17 protein-coding genes and 2 tRNA genes are annotated in these 17,515 nt (G+C 41.3%); 18 read left to right on the top strand and 1 reads right to left on the bottom strand.

The features are described 5' to 3' along the window. The first annotated feature begins 3 nt into the window (after positions 1 to 3). From odhB to P3L44_RS15225, 16 genes are all read left to right on the top strand, one after another. Entirely contained in the window at positions 4 to 1,215 is a 1,212-nt protein-coding gene (gene odhB, locus P3L44_RS15300) for a 2-oxoglutarate dehydrogenase complex dihydrolipoyllysine-residue succinyltransferase (protein WP_004256815.1), read from the top strand. A 132-nt stretch (positions 1,216 to 1,347) separates the two neighbouring features. Beyond that, positions 1,348 to 2,514 (top strand): ADP-forming succinate--CoA ligase subunit beta, encoded by a 1,167-nt coding sequence (sucC, locus tag P3L44_RS15295; protein ID WP_004256812.1) that lies wholly within the window; start codon positions 1,348 to 1,350, stop codon positions 2,512 to 2,514. Then, a complete protein-coding gene (gene sucD / locus P3L44_RS15290) occupies positions 2,514 to 3,386 on the top strand; it encodes a succinate--CoA ligase subunit alpha (RefSeq protein WP_272662830.1) in 873 nt (290 codons plus the stop codon). Before sucC ends, sucD begins: the two co-directional genes overlap by 1 nt. Before the next feature lie 841 nt (positions 3,387 to 4,227). Further along, positions 4,228 to 5,796 (top strand): cytochrome ubiquinol oxidase subunit I, encoded by a 1,569-nt coding sequence (gene cydA / locus P3L44_RS15285; RefSeq protein ID WP_272662831.1) that lies wholly within the window; start codon positions 4,228 to 4,230, stop codon positions 5,794 to 5,796. 14 nt (positions 5,797 to 5,810) lie between these two features. Further along, a complete protein-coding gene (gene cydB / locus P3L44_RS15280) occupies positions 5,811 to 6,950 on the top strand; it encodes a cytochrome d ubiquinol oxidase subunit II (RefSeq protein WP_140170881.1) in 1,140 nt (379 codons plus the stop codon). Between the two features lie 11 nt (positions 6,951 to 6,961). Then, complete coding sequence (gene cydX / locus P3L44_RS15275) at positions 6,962 to 7,075, top strand: cytochrome bd-I oxidase subunit CydX (protein WP_004256792.1); 114 nt, start codon at positions 6,962 to 6,964, stop codon at positions 7,073 to 7,075. A gap of 5 nt (positions 7,076 to 7,080) precedes the next feature. Continuing rightward, positions 7,081 to 7,368 (top strand): cyd operon protein YbgE, encoded by a 288-nt coding sequence (gene ybgE / locus P3L44_RS15270; RefSeq protein ID WP_004256791.1) that lies wholly within the window; start codon positions 7,081 to 7,083, stop codon positions 7,366 to 7,368. 134 nt (positions 7,369 to 7,502) lie between these two features. Then, positions 7,503 to 7,898 (top strand): tol-pal system-associated acyl-CoA thioesterase, encoded by a 396-nt coding sequence (gene ybgC, locus P3L44_RS15265; RefSeq protein ID WP_004256789.1) that lies wholly within the window; start codon positions 7,503 to 7,505, stop codon positions 7,896 to 7,898. Next, positions 7,895 to 8,578 (top strand): Tol-Pal system protein TolQ, encoded by a 684-nt coding sequence (gene tolQ / locus P3L44_RS15260; protein WP_004256787.1) that lies wholly within the window; start codon positions 7,895 to 7,897, stop codon positions 8,576 to 8,578. Before ybgC ends, tolQ begins: the two co-directional genes overlap by 4 nt. Before the next feature lie 18 nt (positions 8,579 to 8,596). After that, positions 8,597 to 9,019, top strand: a complete 423-nt coding sequence (gene tolR, locus P3L44_RS15255; protein WP_004256786.1) for a colicin uptake protein TolR — start codon at positions 8,597 to 8,599, stop codon at positions 9,017 to 9,019. Between the two features lie 51 nt (positions 9,020 to 9,070). Then, positions 9,071 to 10,189 (top strand): cell envelope integrity protein TolA, encoded by a 1,119-nt coding sequence (gene tolA / locus P3L44_RS15250; protein ID WP_272662832.1) that lies wholly within the window; start codon positions 9,071 to 9,073, stop codon positions 10,187 to 10,189. A 146-nt stretch (positions 10,190 to 10,335) separates the two neighbouring features. After that, positions 10,336 to 11,628 carry a Tol-Pal system beta propeller repeat protein TolB gene (gene tolB, locus P3L44_RS15245; RefSeq protein WP_004256782.1) on the top strand — a complete coding sequence of 431 codons (1,293 nt, stop codon included), beginning with the start codon at positions 10,336 to 10,338 and terminating at the stop codon, positions 11,626 to 11,628. A 44-nt stretch (positions 11,629 to 11,672) separates the two neighbouring features. Then, the gene (pal, locus tag P3L44_RS15240) at positions 11,673 to 12,170 is read left to right on the top strand and encodes a peptidoglycan-associated lipoprotein Pal (RefSeq protein ID WP_004909091.1); all 498 of its coding nucleotides are present in this window, start codon (positions 11,673 to 11,675) and stop codon (positions 12,168 to 12,170) included. A 22-nt stretch (positions 12,171 to 12,192) separates the two neighbouring features. Continuing rightward, a complete protein-coding gene (gene cpoB, locus P3L44_RS15235) occupies positions 12,193 to 12,984 on the top strand; it encodes a cell division protein CpoB (protein WP_140170879.1) in 792 nt (263 codons plus the stop codon). Between the two features lie 196 nt (positions 12,985 to 13,180). Next, positions 13,181 to 13,256 (top strand) — tRNA-Lys (locus tag P3L44_RS15230). 33 nt (positions 13,257 to 13,289) lie between these two features. Continuing rightward, positions 13,290 to 13,365 (top strand) — tRNA-Lys (locus P3L44_RS15225). A 410-nt stretch (positions 13,366 to 13,775) separates the two neighbouring features. Here P3L44_RS15225 and P3L44_RS15220 read toward each other — a convergent pair. Beyond that, on the bottom strand, positions 13,776 to 14,645 hold the full coding sequence (locus P3L44_RS15220; protein WP_272661706.1) for an aminoglycoside 6-adenylyltransferase: 870 nt from the start codon (positions 14,643 to 14,645) through the stop codon (positions 13,776 to 13,778). 418 nt (positions 14,646 to 15,063) lie between these two features. Between P3L44_RS15220 and P3L44_RS15215 the strand changes: the two genes are divergently transcribed. Beyond that, a complete protein-coding gene (locus P3L44_RS15215; protein WP_140170877.1) occupies positions 15,064 to 15,915 on the top strand; it encodes a hypothetical protein in 852 nt (283 codons plus the stop codon). Positions 15,916 to 16,418: 503 nt separating this feature from the next. Next, positions 16,419 to 17,459 carry a quinolinate synthase NadA gene (gene nadA / locus P3L44_RS15210; protein WP_272661707.1) on the top strand — a complete coding sequence of 347 codons (1,041 nt, stop codon included), beginning with the start codon at positions 16,419 to 16,421 and terminating at the stop codon, positions 17,457 to 17,459. Positions 17,460 to 17,515 lie beyond the last annotated feature (56 nt).

Genomic DNA, 17,515 nt, shown 5'->3' with positions numbered 1-17,515 from the left:
AAAATGAGTAGCGTAGAAATTCTTGTTCCCGATCTTCCTGAGTCCGTTGCAGATGCTACGGTTGCCACATGGCATAAAAAACCAGGTGACAGTGTTCAGCGTGATGAAGTACTGGTTGAGATCGAAACAGATAAAGTCGTTTTAGAAGTTCCTGCAAGCGAAGCGGGTGTATTAGAAGCTATCGTTGAAGATGAAGGTGCAACAGTATTGTCTAAGCAGTTACTGGGTCGCATTCGTTTAGGCGATAGCACTGGTATTCCAGCTGAAGTGAAAGAAGCACAAGAGTCAACACCTGCACAACGTCAAACTGCAAGTTTAGAAACAGAAAGCAACGATGCGCTGACACCAGCTATTCGTCGTTTAATTGCAGAGCACGATTTAAACCCTGCGGATATCAAAGGGACTGGCGTTGGCGGTCGTTTAACTCGTGAAGATGTTGAAAAACATTTAGCGGCAAATAAATCTGCGACACCTGCGGCGAAAGCACCAGAAGCGCCACAAGCGCCATTAGCGCACCGTAGTGAAAAACGTGTTCCAATGACTCGTTTACGTAAACGTATCGCAGAGCGCCTGTTAGAAGCGAAAAATACGACTGCAATGCTGACGACGTTTAACGAAGTCAACATGCAACCAATCAAAGACTTACGTAAACAATATGGCGAAGTATTCGAAAAACGTCATGGTGTTCGTTTAGGCTTTATGTCTTTCTATGTTAAAGCTGCGGTTGAAGCACTGAAACGCTACCCAGAAGTGAATGCTTCTATTGATGGCGATGATGTGGTTTACCATAACTATTTCGATATCAGTATTGCTGTATCAACACCACGTGGTCTGGTAACGCCAGTGCTGCGTGATGTCGATGCAATGAGCATGGCTGATATCGAGAAGAAAATTAAAGAACTGGCTGTCAAAGGTCGTGACGGTAAATTAACTGTCGAAGACTTAAGTGGTGGTAACTTCACTATCACTAACGGTGGCGTATTCGGTTCTCTGATGTCTACACCTATCATTAACCCACCACAGAGCGCGATTTTAGGCATGCATGCGATTAAAGACCGCCCTATGGCTGTAAATGGTAAGGTAGAAATTCTTCCTATGATGTATTTAGCACTGTCTTACGACCACCGTTTAATCGATGGTAGTGAGTCAGTTGGCTTCTTAGTCGCTATCAAAGATATGCTGGAAGACCCAACTCGTTTACTGCTGGACGTATAGCAACATAACAGGGCAGGGTACAACTTGCCCGGTCTGAAGTAACCGATGCAACCCGTTCGCGGGTTGCTAAATCAGTAACAATTGCAGGAGGCGAATAAACGCCTCTTCAGACTCAATTATGGATAGAACATCATGAATTTACACGAGTACCAGGCAAAACAGTTGTTTGCACGTTATGGGATGCCTGCACCGACAGGTTATGCCTGTTCATCAGTTGCTGAAACCGTCGATGCAGCTAAAAAAATTGGTAACGGCCCATGGGTAATTAAATGCCAAGTTCACGCTGGTGGACGTGGTAAAGCGGGTGGCGTGAAAGTCACTAGCGATATCAATGAAGTTAAAGCGTTTGCAGAACACTGGTTAGGTAAAAACTTAGTTACCTATCAAACAGATGCTAATGGCCAACCAGTAAACCAAATTTTAGTTGAAACTGCGACTGACATTGATAAAGAACTCTATTTAGGTGCTGTTGTTGACCGTAGCACTCGCCGCGTTGTGTTCATGGCTTCTACCGAAGGTGGCGTGGAAATTGAGAAAGTCGCAGAAGAGACCCCAGAGTTAATCCACAAAGCGATTATCGACCCATTGACTGGCCCAATGCCTTTCCAAGGTCGTGAGTTAGCATTCAAATTAGGTCTAACTGGCAAACAAGTTAGCCAATTTGCAAAAATTTTCATGGGTCTAGCAACATTATTCCTAGAACGTGATTTAGCATTAGCTGAAATCAACCCACTGGTTATCAGCACTGCGGGTGATTTAGTTTGCTTAGATGGTAAATTAGGTATCGATAGCAACGCGTTATATCGCCAACCTGAAATCCGTGAACTGCGTGATGAATCACAAGAAGATGCGCGTGAAGCACAAGCGGCTCAGTGGGAACTGAACTATGTTGCATTAGACGGCAACATCGGTTGTATGGTTAACGGTGCAGGCCTTGCAATGGGTACGATGGACATCGTTAAATTACACGGCGGCGCACCAGCTAACTTCTTAGATGTTGGCGGCGGCGCGACAAAAGAGCGTGTAACTGAAGCATTTAAAATCATTCTTTCTGATGAAAACGTGAAAGCGGTTTTTGTTAACATCTTTGGTGGTATCGTTCGTTGCGACCTGATTGCAGACGGCATCATTGGTGCAGTTGAAGAAGTTGGCGTAAATGTACCGGTAGTTGTGCGTTTAGAAGGTAACAATGCAGAGTTAGGTGCTAAAAAACTGGCAGATAGCGGCTTGAACATCATCGCTGCAAATAGCCTGACAGATGCAGCTAAGAAAGCAGTAGCAGCAGCGGAGGCTAAATAATGTCTATTTTAATCGATAAAAACACTAAAGTAATTTGCCAAGGTTTCACTGGTGGTCAAGGTACATTCCACTCAGAACAAGCGATTGCTTATGGCACGCAAATGGTCGGTGGTGTGACTCCAGGTAAAGGTGGCACTATTCACTTAGGTCTACCTGTATTTAACACTGTTCGTGAAGCTGTAGAAGCAACGGGCGCAACAGCCTCTGTTATCTATGTTCCAGCACCATTTTGTAAAGATTCTATTTTAGAAGCTATCGATGCAGGCATTAAACTGATCATCACCATCACTGAAGGTATCCCAACGTTGGATATGTTGACAGTGAAAGTGAAATTAGACGAAGCAGGCGTTCGTATGATTGGGCCTAACTGCCCAGGTGTTATCACTCCGGGTGAATGTAAGATTGGTATCCAACCTGGTCATATCCATATGCCAGGTAAAGTCGGTATCGTTTCGCGTTCAGGTACGTTGACTTACGAAGCTGTTAAACAAACAACAGATGCAGGCTTAGGTCAATCGACTTGCGTAGGTATTGGTGGTGACCCAATCCCAGGTTCAAACTTCATTGATATCCTGAAATTATTCCAAGCGGATCCGCAAACTGAAGCTATCGTCATGATCGGTGAAATCGGTGGTAACGCAGAAGAAGAAGCGGCGGCTTATATTAAAGAGCACGTCACTAAACCTGTTGTCGGTTACATCGCAGGTGTAACTGCACCAAAAGGCAAACGTATGGGGCACGCAGGTGCAATCATCGCTGGCGGTAAAGGCACAGCTGATGAGAAATTTGCTGCATTAGAAGCGGCTGGTGTGAAAACCGTTCGTAGCCTTGCAGACATCGGTGATGCAGTAAAATCATTACTGAACAAATAAGTGATTCGCTAGGCAACTAGCAAGAGTAAGAGACGAAAGCCCGTGCTCATGTGAGCGCGGGTTTTTTTATGGTTTACAAAAATATTTCAAACAAATTTTATGTGGTTATGCGGTTTTCTGAAAAGAGTGTCTATACTTAAAAATGCGTATTACAGGCTTATATGAAGGAAAATTGATAATGAGGGGCAATTAGACGAGTAGGGGAGGCGCTAATCGCATTTTGTGCAAAAAATAGCAAAATTGCGGCATGTCAATTTTATAATATTGACGGCAATTCAATTAAACCAATATAACCGTTTAGTTGATAAAAACGGCTATATTAATAAAATTCATAATAAGTTTAAAATAAGATACTATTACAAATTAAATATTCTTTTTTCGAGGCTTTAATTCAATGATTATATTTTTTGTTAATCTTTGGAAAAATTAAGAACATTTGCATCATTATCAATAACAGCATTTTAACAAGTAAATAACCATTAATTGACTGACAGGTATATCAATTAACAACAGGAAAAAAATTGACGTAAATCAATTCATTGCCTCTGGCTTTATTTGTTCAAATTGCTTAAATTGGTGCTCGATCAAATACTCGGTTTTCTATTAAAGGGTATAATTATTGATGTAAATTCAGAATTCATATCTGAGTCACGTAAAAGAAGTTTATTGTGTGTGAAGATAGGCGTACTATTATTATAGTAACGTTTGTTCTTTTAATTTTGTTAATTATTTGTTGTTTTGAGGCATTTTTTGCTGGTAGTTAAGAGGCTTTCTAAGTATTTAAAACTGGAAGCTGGGTTGCCGCAAGTCGGTGTCTTCCTGCTAGGAGCAAGGAGTCAAGATGTTTGATATTGTCGAACTGTCACGATTACAGTTTGCCTTAACTGCGATGTATCACTTTCTGTTCGTACCATTAACGCTAGGTATGGCGTTTTTGCTTGCGATCATGGAAACGGTATATGTACTGTCAGGCAAACAAATTTATAAAGATATGACTAAGTTCTGGGGTAAGTTATTCGGTATTAACTTTGCTCTGGGTGTTGCAACGGGTTTGACCATGGAGTTCCAATTCGGTACTAACTGGTCTTACTACGCTCACTACGTTGGAGATATCTTCGGTGCACCTCTTGCAATCGAAGGTTTGATGGCGTTCTTCTTAGAATCTACCTTTGTTGGTTTATTCTTCTTTGGTTGGGATCGTTTAAGCAAAAAACAACACCTTGCTGTAACATGGTTAGTTGCTTTAGGTTCTAACTTCTCTGCTCTGTGGATTTTGGTCGCGAACGGTTGGATGCAAAACCCAATCGCTGCTGATTTCAACTTTGAAACCATGCGTATGGAAATGGTTAGCTTCTCTGAGCTAGTCTTGAACCCAGTCGCACAAGTTAAATTCGTCCACACAGTTGCTGCAGGTTATTGTACCGGTGCAATGTTTATCTTAGGTATTAGCTCTTACTACCTGCTTAAAGGTCGTGATGTTGCTTTTGCTAAGCGTTCTTTTGCAATTGCGGCAAGTTTTGGTATTGCAGCGGTTCTATCTGTTATCGTTCTTGGTGATGAATCAGGTTACGAAATGGGTGACGTACAAAAAACGAAACTTGCAGCCGTTGAAGCTGAGTGGGAAACTCATGCTCCTCCAGCCGCGTTTAACTTAATCGCTTGGCCAGATACCGAGAAACAAGAAAATAAATTTGCTATCTCGATTCCTTGGGCGATGGGTATCATTGCAACCCGTTCTGTCGACACACCTGTTTTAGGCTTGAAAGACCTAATGAAACAACACGAAGTTCGCATTCGTAACGGTATGATTGCATACGGTCAGTTACAAGAACTTCTTGCAGGTAATAAAGATCCTGAACTGCGTGCGGCATTCGAAGCAAGCAAAAAAGATCTTGGATATGGTCTTCTGTTAAAACAATATGCACCAAATGTTGTTGATGCAACTGAAGCTCAAATCCAAAAAGCAGTGAAAGATAGTATTCCTAACGTTGGGCCTCTGTTCTGGGCATTCCGTATCATGGTTGGTGTTGGCTTCCTGTTACTGTTGATTATTGGCTGGGCATTCCTGTCAGTAGTTCGTAACCGTATTGGTCAAAATAAACTATTGCTGCGTATTGCTCTATTCGGTATTCCATTACCATGGATTGCAATTGAATCGGGCTGGTTCGTTGCTGAATATGGTCGTCAGCCATGGGCAATTGGTGAAGTGTTACCGGTTTCGGTTGCACACTCCAACTTGACAACCCATGACCTGATCTTCTCTATGGTATTGATCTGTGGTCTGTACACACTGTTCTTAATTGCTGAAATGTTCTTAATGTTCAAATTCGCTCGTAAAGGGCCAAGTAGCCTGAAAACCGGTCGTTACCACTTTGAACAGAAAAACACTTCTGCACACGACGTTCAGTAAATAGGAGTCCACTTATGTTTGATTATGAAGTTCTTCGATTTGTGTGGTGGATCCTTATCGGTGTATTACTGATTGGGTTTGCTGTCACAGATGGCTTTGACATGGGCGTTGGCTTCTTATTACCTATCTTAGGTAAAACAGATACTGAACGCCGTATCATGATTAACGCAGTTGCACCTCACTGGGATGGTAACCAAGTTTGGTTAATCACCGCGGGTGGTGCTATGTTCGCTGCATGGCCACAAGTTTATGCTGCGGCATTCTCCGGCTTCTATGTCGCTATGATTTTGGTATTAGCAGCACTGTTCTTCCGTCCGGTTGGTTTCGACTACCGTTCAAAACTGGAGAACCCAAAATGGCGTAATATGTGGGACTGGGGTCTGTTTATTGGTGGTTTCGTTCCACCATTAGTTATCGGTGTTGCGTTTGGTAACCTGTTATTAGGTGTTCCACTACAAATCGATAACCAGCAGTACCTGACTTATACAGGTAACCTGTTTGGTCTGCTAAACCCATATGGTCTGTTAGCGGGTATTGTCGGCTTAATGATGATTGTGACGCAAGGTGCAACTTATTTGCAAATGCGTACCACGGGTGAACTGTACTTACGTGTTCGTAAAGCGACTTATATCTGTGCATTAGTTACTTTAGTTGCTTTCGCAGGCGCAGGTGTTTGGTTAGTAATGGGTATTGATGGTTATGTTGTTACTTCAACTATCGATACATTGAGTGTTTCTAACCCACTAAACAAAACAGTCGCAGTTGAATCAGGTGCTTGGTTGACTAATTTCAACACTTATCCAATTCTGTGGGCGTTGCCTGCTCTGGGTGTAGCACTACCGTTAGTCACAATGCTGTTTAGTAAAGCAGACAAAAATGGTTGGGCGTTTGTGAGTTCTTCATTAACTATCGCTTGTATCATTTTAACCTGTGGTGTAGCAATGTTCCCATTCATCATGCCTTCAAGCATCATGCCAAACGCAAGTTTGACCATGTGGGATGCAACATCTAGCTTGTTCACACTGCAAGTGATGACTGTTGTTGCTATTATCTTTGTTCCAATTGTACTGGCATACACCGCATGGTGTTACTACAAAATGTTCGGTCGTTTGGACAAAAACTTCATCGAAGGCAACAAGCACTCGCTGTATTAAGGAGCATAACTATGTGGTATTTCGCCTGGATCCTCGGCACGCTGTTAGCTTGTAGTTTTGCAGTGATTGCAGCATTAGCATTAGAGCACTCAGAAGACTCTAAAACAGCTAAAGATGGTGAGTAATAAAAATGCTGGTGGATAAAACCTATCAGCTATTGGATAAGGGGCCGATAAGGGCCCTTATCCTTATTTTAGCTTTAGTAACTGCAGGTGCAGTCATGTGGGATCCAACCCTATTTGCTGCGAAAACGAGTTCATTTCAGATATGGCAAGGGCTGTTGTTAATATGGGCAACATGTACCGCGATGATTTTTGGTGTGGGTTTTAAACCTAAAAAAGTTATCTTCCGTGCAATTTTCCATCCATTGCCTGCTGCCATCATTCTTATTTGGGGACTTTTTCAGGTCTTTAGATAATTCTAATTGCTAATTATGGGTCAATGGACCCATAATTATTTTTGATATCTTTACTTTCAAAGTGATTCCAAACTGGCACTGTCTTGCGTATAGTGGCACCGTTAATTAATTTAACCTAAGACGGAGTGATTGTTATGTTATTTCGCTGGCCTGTTCGCGTGTATTATGAAGATACAGATGCGGGCGGTGTTGTTTATCATGCACGCTATTTAGCCTTTTTTGAGCGAGCAAGAACCGAAATGCTGCGAAATAAAGGTATCAATCAACAAAGTATGCTTGCTGAAAACCTTGGCTTCGTTGTGCGAAGCATGACAATTGATTTTGTCAAAGGCGCTAAGCTAGATGACCTGCTGGAAGTTGAAACGCAAATTATTGAAATGAAACGTGCTTCATTAACTTTTCAGCAAAGGTTAGTTGATTCGCAAGGTAACCTGCTTTGTGGGGCAAATGCCCTTATTGCTTGTGTGGACACATCAAAAATGAAGCCGATTGCGCTTCCTAAGTCTATTGTCGCGGAGTTTAAACAGTGACTGACATGAATATCCTGGATTTATTCCTTAAAGCGAGCCTTTTGGTTCAGCTCATTATGTTCGTTTTGATCGGTTTTTCTATCGCATCATGGGCGATCATTATTCAAAGAACGAAAATTTTAAATGCGGCAACTCGTGAGGCTGAAGCATTTGAAGATAAGTTCTGGTCAGGTATCGAGTTATCGCGCTTATATAAAGAAAGCCAAGCTCGCCGTGATGAATTGAGTGGTGCCGAACAAATTTTCCATTCTGGTTTTAAAGAGTTCGTTCGTTTACACCAAGCGAATATTCATGCGCCAGATGCGGTTGTCACGGGGGCTTCTCGTGCAATGCGTATTTCAATGAATCGTGAACTTGAATCAGTTGAAGCACATATCCCATTTTTAGGTACTGTTGGTTCAATTAGCCCTTATATTGGTTTATTTGGTACCGTTTGGGGGATTATGCATGCATTTATTGCATTGGGCGCGGTAAAACAAGCAACATTACAAATGGTTGCACCGGGTATTGCTGAAGCATTGATTGCAACCGCAATTGGTTTGTTTGCAGCGATCCCTGCAGTTATGGCATTTAACCGTTTGAACTTACGTGTCAGCAAATTAGAGCAAAACTACGATAACTTTATGGAAGAGTTTTTAGCCATCTTGCATCGTCAAGCTTTCTCTGCTGATAAGAAATAAGACGGGGGAGATAAGCGAATGGCGCGCACAAGTCGCAGACGTGAGCTGAAATCCGAAATCAACATTGTTCCATTACTGGACGTATTGTTGGTACTGTTGCTGATATTTATGGCAACAGCACCGATTATTTCTCAAAGTGTGGAAGTTGAATTGCCGGATGCAACAGATACACAAACCGTTTCATCAAGTGATAACCCACCGATTATTTTAGAAGTGTCGGGGGTTGGCCAATATAATATGCGTCTTGATGGTGAGGTTTTAGAATTGTTACCACCAGAGCAAATTGCGGCAGAAGCAAAATCTCAATTAGAGAAAAATCCAAAAGCGATTTTCTTGATTGGTGGAGCAAAAGAAGTCCCTTATGAAGAAGTGATTAAGGCGCTGAATATATTACACAGCGCAGGGATAAAATCGGTTGGCTTGATGACTCAGCCTATTTAGGCTGGGTTATTGTCGTTTGAATAAGTCACAATTCTTTTTTTGGATACCAGAGTGGGAAAAACAAAAGAGAAAAAAGATAACTTAAATCGATCATTAGTGATGTCAATTGTATTGCACGTCCTATTGATCGGCTTGATTGTTATAGGCTCTTTAGTTTCCGTCGTCAAACTTGGTGGTGGCGGAGAAGAGGGAACTGTCATCGATGCGGTGATGGTTGACCCTGGCGTGGTTGTTGAGCAGTATGAAGAAATGCAAAGGCAGCAAAATAACGTCAGACAAGCGGCGAAAGAGCGTAAAGAGCAAGAACAAAAGCAAGAGGCTGAGCTTAGAGAGCAGCAAGAAAAGGAACAAAAGCGTCTTCAGCAGCTTGAAGAAGAGCGTATTAAAACTGAGCGTGCAACGGCGGAGCAACAAAAGCAAGCCGAAGAACAACAGAAAAAAGCATTAGAAGCGGCTAAAAAAGCGAAGGAAGAGCAAAAAATAGCTGAAGAAGCTGCCGCGAAAGCGAAAGCAGAAAAAGAAAAATTAATTAAAGAGCAAGCCGCTGAAAAGGCGAAAGCTGAGGCACAAGCTCAGAAAGAAGCAGAAGCGGCGAAAGCCAAAGCTGAAAAAGAAGCTAAAGAGAAAGCCGAAAAAGAAGCCAAGGAAAAAGCAGAAAAGGACGCTAAAGTAAAAGCTGAGAAAGAAGCTAAAGCTAAAGCCGATAAGGAAGCCAAAGAAAAAGCAGATAAAGAAGCGAAAGCCAAAGCGGCAAAAGCTAAGGCTGAGGCTGCAAAAAACGCGGCTTCCGTTGACGATTTGCTTGGTGATTTAACGGCATCAGGCCCTAGCAAGCAAGGTGGCGAAGCTGCAGCTGGAAAAGGTGGTGGTAAAAAATCAGGGGCATCCAATGCTGATGTGGACAGCTATGCTGGTAAAGTCAAAGCGGCTATCCAAAGTAAGTTTTATGATTCAGATACTTTCCGTGGGCGTACTTGTGAACTTCAATTGAAGCTCGCGCCAGATGGGTTATTGGTGAGTATTACACCAAAAAATACCCCGGCCAATGACGCGGCACTCTGTGATGCAGCAATCCGAGCAGCAAAACTTGCAACGATGCCTAAACCACCTAGCAGAGAAGTCTATGATACGTTTAATAAAGCAGGTAGCACGGTTGTGTTTAAACCTTAATATTCAATAACTCAGAGCAGTCTGTATTGATATTATTAAGGCAATAGCATAAATAGTTTGTGTGGTATCTAGTTTTGTTATTATACCTTTGTTAAAATTCAGCGAATTATTGCGGTAGTAAATAATCCGCAGTAAGGGAGATAAGAATGAAGCAGGCTTTTAAAGTAGTTTTAGGGTTCCTAATGCTATGGGCGACAGTGGCTCAGGCTGAAATACGTATTGAGATCACTGAAGGTGTTAACTCAGCTCAACCTATTGGTGTTGTTCCGTTCAAATGGTCAGGTGCCGGTGCACCACCACAAGAAGTCGGCCAAATAGTCGGTGCTGATTTACGCAATAGCGGGAAATTTAACCCTATCGAACCAAGCCGTATGCCTCAACAACCGGGTACCGCTTCTGAAGTGATTCCTGAAGCGTGGACAGCGTTAGGTATTAACGCAGTTGTTGTGGGGCAAGTACAGCCTGCAGCAGATGGTAGCTTTGTTGTTAGCTATCAGTTAGTCGATGTCGCGGCTAACCCAGGTGCTGTTTTATCTCAGAACCAATATAAAGTAACAAAAGAATGGTTACGTTATGCAGCGCATACTGCAAGTGATGAAGTCTTTGAAAAATTGACAGGTATTCGTGGTGCATTCCGTACACGTATTGCTTATATTGTTGTCAACAAAGGCGGTCAGTATCCATATGAATTACGTGTTTCTGATTACGACGGTTTTAACCAGTTTACGGTTCACCGTTCACCAGAACCTTTGATGTCGCCAGCATGGTCACCAGATGGTGAAAAACTGGCTTATGTTACATTTGAAAGTGGCAGTTCAGCACTTGTCATTCAAACCTTATCGACAGGAGCGGTTCGTCAGGTAGCATCATTCCCTCGTCACAATGGGGCACCTGCATTCTCTCCGGATGGGACTAAACTGGCATTTGCATTGTCTAAAACAGGCAGCTTGAATTTATATGTAATGGACTTAGCGAGTGGGCAAATTCGTCAGGTAACCGATGGTCGTAGTAACAATACCGAGCCAAGTTGGATGCCAGATAGCCAAACTTTAGTCTATACTTCAGATCAGGCAGGACGTCCGCAGATTTATAAAATGAATATTAATGGTGGCAGCCCTGAGCGTGTGTCCTGGGAAGGAACACAAAATCAGGACGCTGATGTTAGCCCGGATGGTACTTTCTTAGTGATGGTCAGCTCCGGTGGCGGTCAGCAACATGTCGCCAAACAAGATCTGGCAACGAATAACGTTGAATTTTTAACGAAAACGTTCCTAGATGAAACGCCGAGTATCGCACCTAACGGCACTATGGTAATTTATAGCTCCTCTCAAGGCTTGGGGACTATATTGCAGCTAGTTTCGACCGACGGGCGTTTCAAAGCGCGTCTTCCGGCTACCGATGGACAGGTTAAATTTCCTGCCTGGTCGCCGTATCTGTGATGCATAATAATAATGTGTGGCAAAAAATATTAAGGATCAAAACGATGCAACTGAATAAAGTGCTTAAAGGGCTGATGATCGCGTTACCAATCATGGCAGTCGCAGCTTGTAGCTCTAACAAAAACAATGACCAAGATGGCGTAGATACTTCTACTAACCAAACTAATACTGGTCTGTCTGCGGAAGAGCTGGCACGTCAGCAAATGGAACAGCTGCAACAAAACAACACTGTTTACTTTGGCTTTGACAAATACAACGTATCTCCAGAATACGCTGAAATGTTAGATGCACACGCAGCATTCCTGCGTAGCAACCCATCTGTACGTGTTGTTGTTGAAGGTCATGCGGATGAGCGTGGTACTCCAGAATATAACATCGCGCTGGGCGAGCGTCGTGCTAATGCAGTTAAAATGTACCTGCAAAGCAAAGGTGTTTCTGGTGACCAAGTTTCACTGGTTTCTTACGGTAAAGAAAAACCAGCTGTGTTAGGTCACACTGAAGCAGACTACGCGAAAAACCGTCGTGCAGTCATTGCATACTAATAGATAAGCGAAATTATCTATTATGAACAGTAACTTCAGACACTTACTAGTCGGTCTGTCGTTATTGGTTGGCGTAGCGGCCCCTTGGGCCGCTATTGCCCAAGCGCCAATCAACAATGTCGGATCTGGTTCAACAGCAGACCGCCTTACCCAACTTGAGACAGCAGTTAGCTCTCAAGGTCAAATTCTGTATCAAATTCAGCAGCAACTCGCTGACAATCAACGCGACATCGACATGTTACGTGGTCAGATTCAAGAAAGTGAATACAAGTTGAATCAAGTCATTGAGCGTCAGAAAGATTTATACATGCAATTAGATAATGCGGGCGGTGGTAATTCAGCAACCTCAGGCGATACAGCAACACCTGACACTAGCGCATCAAATGGATCATCTTCCTCAGGGACACCTACGGCAGCGGCCAATACAGGTGGAAATGAGAAAGATGATTACAATGCTGCAGTCAAATTAGCGATGGAAAGCAAATCCAAAGCTCAAATTGACCAAGCAATAGGTGCATTACAAGGTTTTATTAAAGCCTACCCTAAGTCTGGGTATCAATCTAACGCCAACTATTGGCTGGGGCAGTTAAACTACAATAAAGGTAGCAAAGACGATGCTGCTTTTTATTTCGCCACTGTAGTTAAGCAGTATCCTAAATCCCAAAAAAGCAGCGAAGCCTTATATAAAGTTGGGCTGATCATGCAAGATAAGGGACAAAAAGATAAAGCGAAAGCTGTTTACCAGCAGGTATTGAAACAATATCCAAACAGTGCTGGTTCAAAATTAGCCGAAAAAAAGCTGAGTACACTTTAATTTATAGCCCCGAAGCAATATTACCGAATATTTCGGGGTTATCAGTATGATAAGTGCGCATTTAAACTTTTTTTTAAAAAAAATCATTGCACCCTCGTCAGAAATCAGTAATATAGGCCGCCGTTGAGACGAGAATGTGGTTAGCCAAAAATCTCGAGATACAAAAAGAAATTTAGTTGGAAATATTGTTTTAGATGGGTCGTTAGCTCAGTCGGTAGAGCAGTTGACTTTTAATCAATTGGTCGCAGGTTCGAATCCTGCACGACCCACCATCTAAGCAGTAAAAAAATCAGAACTTCCAAGATGGGTCGTTAGCTCAGTCGGTAGAGCAGTTGACTTTTAATCAATTGGTCGCAGGTTCGAATCCTGCACGACCCACCATCTCAAGGCATTCCTAAGCAAATAATCCAATTAAACAATCACCTAAGTAAACATTCAGTCGTTAAGCCAGACCTCGACAAGCTGGTTGCAGGTTCAGCCCGTAGGGCAAATCCGAAGGATTTCAATCCTGCACGACCCACCATCTCAAGGCATTCCTAAGCAAATAATCCAATTAAACAATCACCTAAGTAAACATTCAGTCGTTAAGCTAGACCTCGACAAGCTGGTTGCAGGTTCAGCCCGTAGGGCAAATCCGAAGGATTTCAATCCTGCACGACCCACCATCTCAAGCCATTATCAAGCAAGCAATCCAAGTAATATTTACCTAAGTAAGTACTTAGTTGTCTAATCGCTCACAACAATAAAAGCACCGCATTCCTTTGCTGTGCTTCATTTATATTTATCTTATTTTACAGTGTTTCAGGGAGTAGGGCGTTATCCTGCAAAATGCCAATAAGCAGTTCTTGCATTTTTTCTGCCATAAGCTGCATATCATTGAAGCCTTGAAGGCTAGCGAGCTCGGTAGCTACTTCATTAAAGCAGCGCATCAAACACTGAAGAGACAATGAAGCGCTGTGAGCCGTTCCACAATTAAAAATGACCTCCAATGCCTCGATATAGGGTTTAGGCATCCATTCGTGATATTGACGGCCTTTATACCAAACATGCTTACCTTGCAGAGAAACTAGGTTTTCAACTAGTGTGAGAAAATACTGCTTCATATCTGCACTTCGCGACCATGCCACCCATAACTCATTTCGTGTGAGTGCGATGGCGACTTGATGAGCCTCATGCCAAAAATCGGTGATTATCTCGGCAAATTCAGAGGCAGTAACAGGCTTTGGTTGTAAAGATGTTGAATTGGCAATTTCAGGCAGGCCATTAGCGATCCCTGTTTTATCCAATAAAACAGTAAAGCCCCGTGAAAATGTCGCATCTAAACCTTCACACTTCATTTTTTCGAGACGCTCAGGTTCTGCAAAAGTGAAATCAACTTTGCGGCCTTCTTCATAGATCACCAAGCAAGTAGGCCAGTCTGGCGCATCATTTTCTTCGTTAAGTAAATGAAGAGCAGCCAAGGGGGTACCAAAGTTATTAACCCAATGTGTTTGTTGGAATAGCTCTGTCACCCCGTGGCCAATCAATTCGATATCAATATCAGAATAACTATCGATATGTTGTTCTCGCCCTCGAGAGCCGGTTAATACCACGGCTTCAATTCTTGGATCGAGCAATGAAACTGAAATAATTTTATTTATTAATAATGCAGGTGATTCCATAACTGACCTAATGAATTAAGTAAGGATGGCTACGATACCGATAAAGAGGTAGAAAAGCGAAGGTTCAAACGTAAAAAGTATGAAAAGAGTACTTAAATGACTAAGTTTTTTCTAAAGTGAGGGAAAGTCGTTAACATTTATAGGAGAGGTATCAGAAATTCGGCTATGTTAGTACCAAAATTGCCTTAATCGCTAAAAGTATATTACATTAAACATGGGGATGAAAAAGATTACAATGATGATATAGCTAATCTGAATTTACTTTAAGTTTTACTTTTTGAAAGCACTCTGAAATTACTCTGTATTTTATTATTTGTAACTATATTTATAAGGTATAATTTACTTTGTTATATATTAAAATGAAATTTGTATTTAATTGCTTAACAAATTATTATTTGTTTTTTAAGAGGGAATTAAAATGGGAATGAGAACAAAGGAACTAAACGGAGATGAATGTTTTTTGGAATTAAAAAAACATTATGAATATATGAATGGAATTATACAAGAACTTCATGTAGAACTAGGTGAGTTAGCTGAAAAAATATTAAAAACAGAAACTAAACGTAAGAGTATATTCGATGCCGAAAGTGACCTGTTTGAAAGTAAACTAACATACTCTGAATATGTTCAATCTAAAAAATATATTTATAGAATTAAAGATTATATCGATACCGTTAAGGATGCTCTAAATAGCTATCAGAAACTGCAAGATAACTTAAGTTTTTATATTAAAAACCCAGCAGAGAAAAAAAACATTACACCAAACATCGCTGAGGATTATGATAATGTGACAGAAAAAATTCGTAATTATCCATATATTGGCTCTAGATTACACCGACTGTTATCCAAGTCTGATGCCAGGGTTAGCCAGTTGGTCATTGATGCTAAAGGGGATACTTTAGCTTTTCACGGTTCCTTGGCTAAAGTAAGATACACTGCAAATGATATATCTTATATGGTAGGATATTTACATTATAATAACCAATTAGATGAGAGTTTAAATACTAGTAATTCTGAGAATGATGAACTTAAAATTGTTGATGAATGTAGACAAGAAATGGACATGTCGAGTGATAAATTAATACAAGATAATACTAAAGAAGGTGAGGTTATCAGTAATAAAAATAAAATAAAATCAGAATGGCATATTGATGGTAGTAATTTAACAGATAATATTGCAGGACTTTATAGCAGAGAGCAAATTCTATCTAATGTAGTAAGTCATGATAATATTATAGAATCCATTCTTCTACCTATACCAATATATTAGTTGCATATCTTCCTTTGGTTCATCATACCTGCCTACAATGCAAGTAGGTAGGTTGTTACTTTTTCATTTCATGACATTTATAACCGTAATTCTTCAAGTTGCAGCGCTTTTAGTTGAGGTATAAGTGACTGGGCTACTCTCGCCGAGTCACAGAGTTTATCTATGCATCCCGTCTATTTCCCTTGTCGCATATCACAGTTCGAATTATTTGGGTTATGTAAAATTAACTTGTACGCTCCTTATTACATATACAAATTAACCTTCTAATTAAACACCATTTATTGATAAATCAAAGATCAATCAACTTTTACTTTGATGTCTGGTATATCCTTTGAGGTAAATCGGTAATAGGGAGGAAATGATGCTAGATAAGTAAAAATAGTGAAGACTTATTGAGCAAACTAGCGTATCGTGTTTAGTATATAAAACAAAATGTGTGTAAACTTGCGGTTTTAAACTTGCATAAGGTAATAAAATCGCTTTTTGCTAAACAGAGGCAACCAATGAGCGTGTTTATCGATTTTGACCAGTCAGTTTATCCGTTCCCAGCAAAACCAGCACGATTAAGCTCGGATGAAAAAGAATTTTATCGGCAGAAGATTAAGTCGCTATTGGTGGAGAAAAATGCGGTAATCGTTGCACACTACTATACTGATCCTGAAATTCAAGCACTTGCAGAAGAAACTGGGGGCTGTGTTGCAGATTCACTTGAAATGGCGCGTTTTGGGGCTAAACATTCGGCATCTACCTTAGTTGTTGCTGGAGTGAAATTTATGGGCGAAACCGCAAAAATTCTTAGCCCAGAAAAACAAGTCTTAATGCCAACATTAGAAGCCCAATGTTCCCTTGATATAGGTTGCCCTGAAGAAGAATTTATCCGTTTTTGTGATGAGCATCCAGATAGAACTGTGGTGGTGTATGCTAATACTTCAGCAGCAGTAAAGGCTCGGGCTGATTGGGTAGTCACATCCAGTATTGCTGTTGAATTAATAGAGCACCTTGATAGCTTAGGTGAAAAAATAATTTGGGCCCCAGACCGCCATCTTGGGCGTTATGTCCAACAACAAACTGGGGCTGATATTCTGTGTTGGCAAGGGGCTTGCATCGTTCATGATGAATTTAAAACACAATCATTAGAAAAAATGAAAGCTCTATACCCTGAAGCTGCGGTATTGGTTCACCCTGAGTCACCACAAGCGATAGTCGACCTTGCAGATGCGGTCGGTTCTACAAGTCAGTTAATTAAAGCAGCACAAAATTTGCCTAACCCATCGATGATAGTGGCGACGGATAAAGGTATTTTTTACAAAATGCAGCAAACTTGCCCGGAGAAGACGCTTTACATCGCTCCAACAGCAGGTGAGGGCGCAACATGTCGAACTTGCGCACATTGCCCTTGGATGGCAATGAATGGCTTAAAAGCGATTGCTGATGCTTTGGAAGGAAATTCGCAAGACCATCAAATTCATGTCAGTGAGATATTACGAGAAAAAGCATTACGACCATTAAATAAGATGCTAGATTTTGCAGAGAGTCTAAAATAATAAAATACAATTTGATTGAATGAAATACTGAGCAATACAACATTAACGATCACTTA

This window comes from Providencia sp. PROV175 (assembly GCF_032707045.1).
GTDB lineage: Bacteria > Pseudomonadota > Gammaproteobacteria > Enterobacterales > Enterobacteriaceae > Providencia > Providencia hangzhouensis.
The sequence above is the reverse complement of the archived record's forward strand: the minus strand, read 5'-3'. Positions and strand labels throughout refer to the sequence as shown.

Coding starts and splice junctions, on each gene's coding strand:
- tolB (WP_004256782.1), top strand. CDS start 10,336: ATGAAGCAGGCTTTTAAAGTAGTTTTAGGGTTCCTAATGCTATGGGCG.
- sucD (WP_272662830.1), top strand. CDS start 2,514: ATGTCTATTTTAATCGATAAAAACACTAAAGTAATTTGCCAAGGTTTC.
- odhB (WP_004256815.1), top strand. CDS start 4: ATGAGTAGCGTAGAAATTCTTGTTCCCGATCTTCCTGAGTCCGTTGCA.
- nadA (WP_272661707.1), top strand. CDS start 16,419: ATGAGCGTGTTTATCGATTTTGACCAGTCAGTTTATCCGTTCCCAGCA.
- P3L44_RS15220 (WP_272661706.1), bottom strand. CDS start 14,645: ATGGAATCACCTGCATTATTAATAAATAAAATTATTTCAGTTTCATTG.
- cydX (WP_004256792.1), top strand. CDS start 6,962: ATGTGGTATTTCGCCTGGATCCTCGGCACGCTGTTAGCTTGTAGTTTT.
- P3L44_RS15215 (WP_140170877.1), top strand. CDS start 15,064: ATGGGAATGAGAACAAAGGAACTAAACGGAGATGAATGTTTTTTGGAA.
- tolR (WP_004256786.1), top strand. CDS start 8,597: ATGGCGCGCACAAGTCGCAGACGTGAGCTGAAATCCGAAATCAACATT.
- cydA (WP_272662831.1), top strand. CDS start 4,228: ATGTTTGATATTGTCGAACTGTCACGATTACAGTTTGCCTTAACTGCG.
- cpoB (WP_140170879.1), top strand. CDS start 12,193: ATGAACAGTAACTTCAGACACTTACTAGTCGGTCTGTCGTTATTGGTT.
- sucC (WP_004256812.1), top strand. CDS start 1,348: ATGAATTTACACGAGTACCAGGCAAAACAGTTGTTTGCACGTTATGGG.
- cydB (WP_140170881.1), top strand. CDS start 5,811: ATGTTTGATTATGAAGTTCTTCGATTTGTGTGGTGGATCCTTATCGGT.
- ybgE (WP_004256791.1), top strand. CDS start 7,081: ATGCTGGTGGATAAAACCTATCAGCTATTGGATAAGGGGCCGATAAGG.
- ybgC (WP_004256789.1), top strand. CDS start 7,503: ATGTTATTTCGCTGGCCTGTTCGCGTGTATTATGAAGATACAGATGCG.
- pal (WP_004909091.1), top strand. CDS start 11,673: ATGCAACTGAATAAAGTGCTTAAAGGGCTGATGATCGCGTTACCAATC.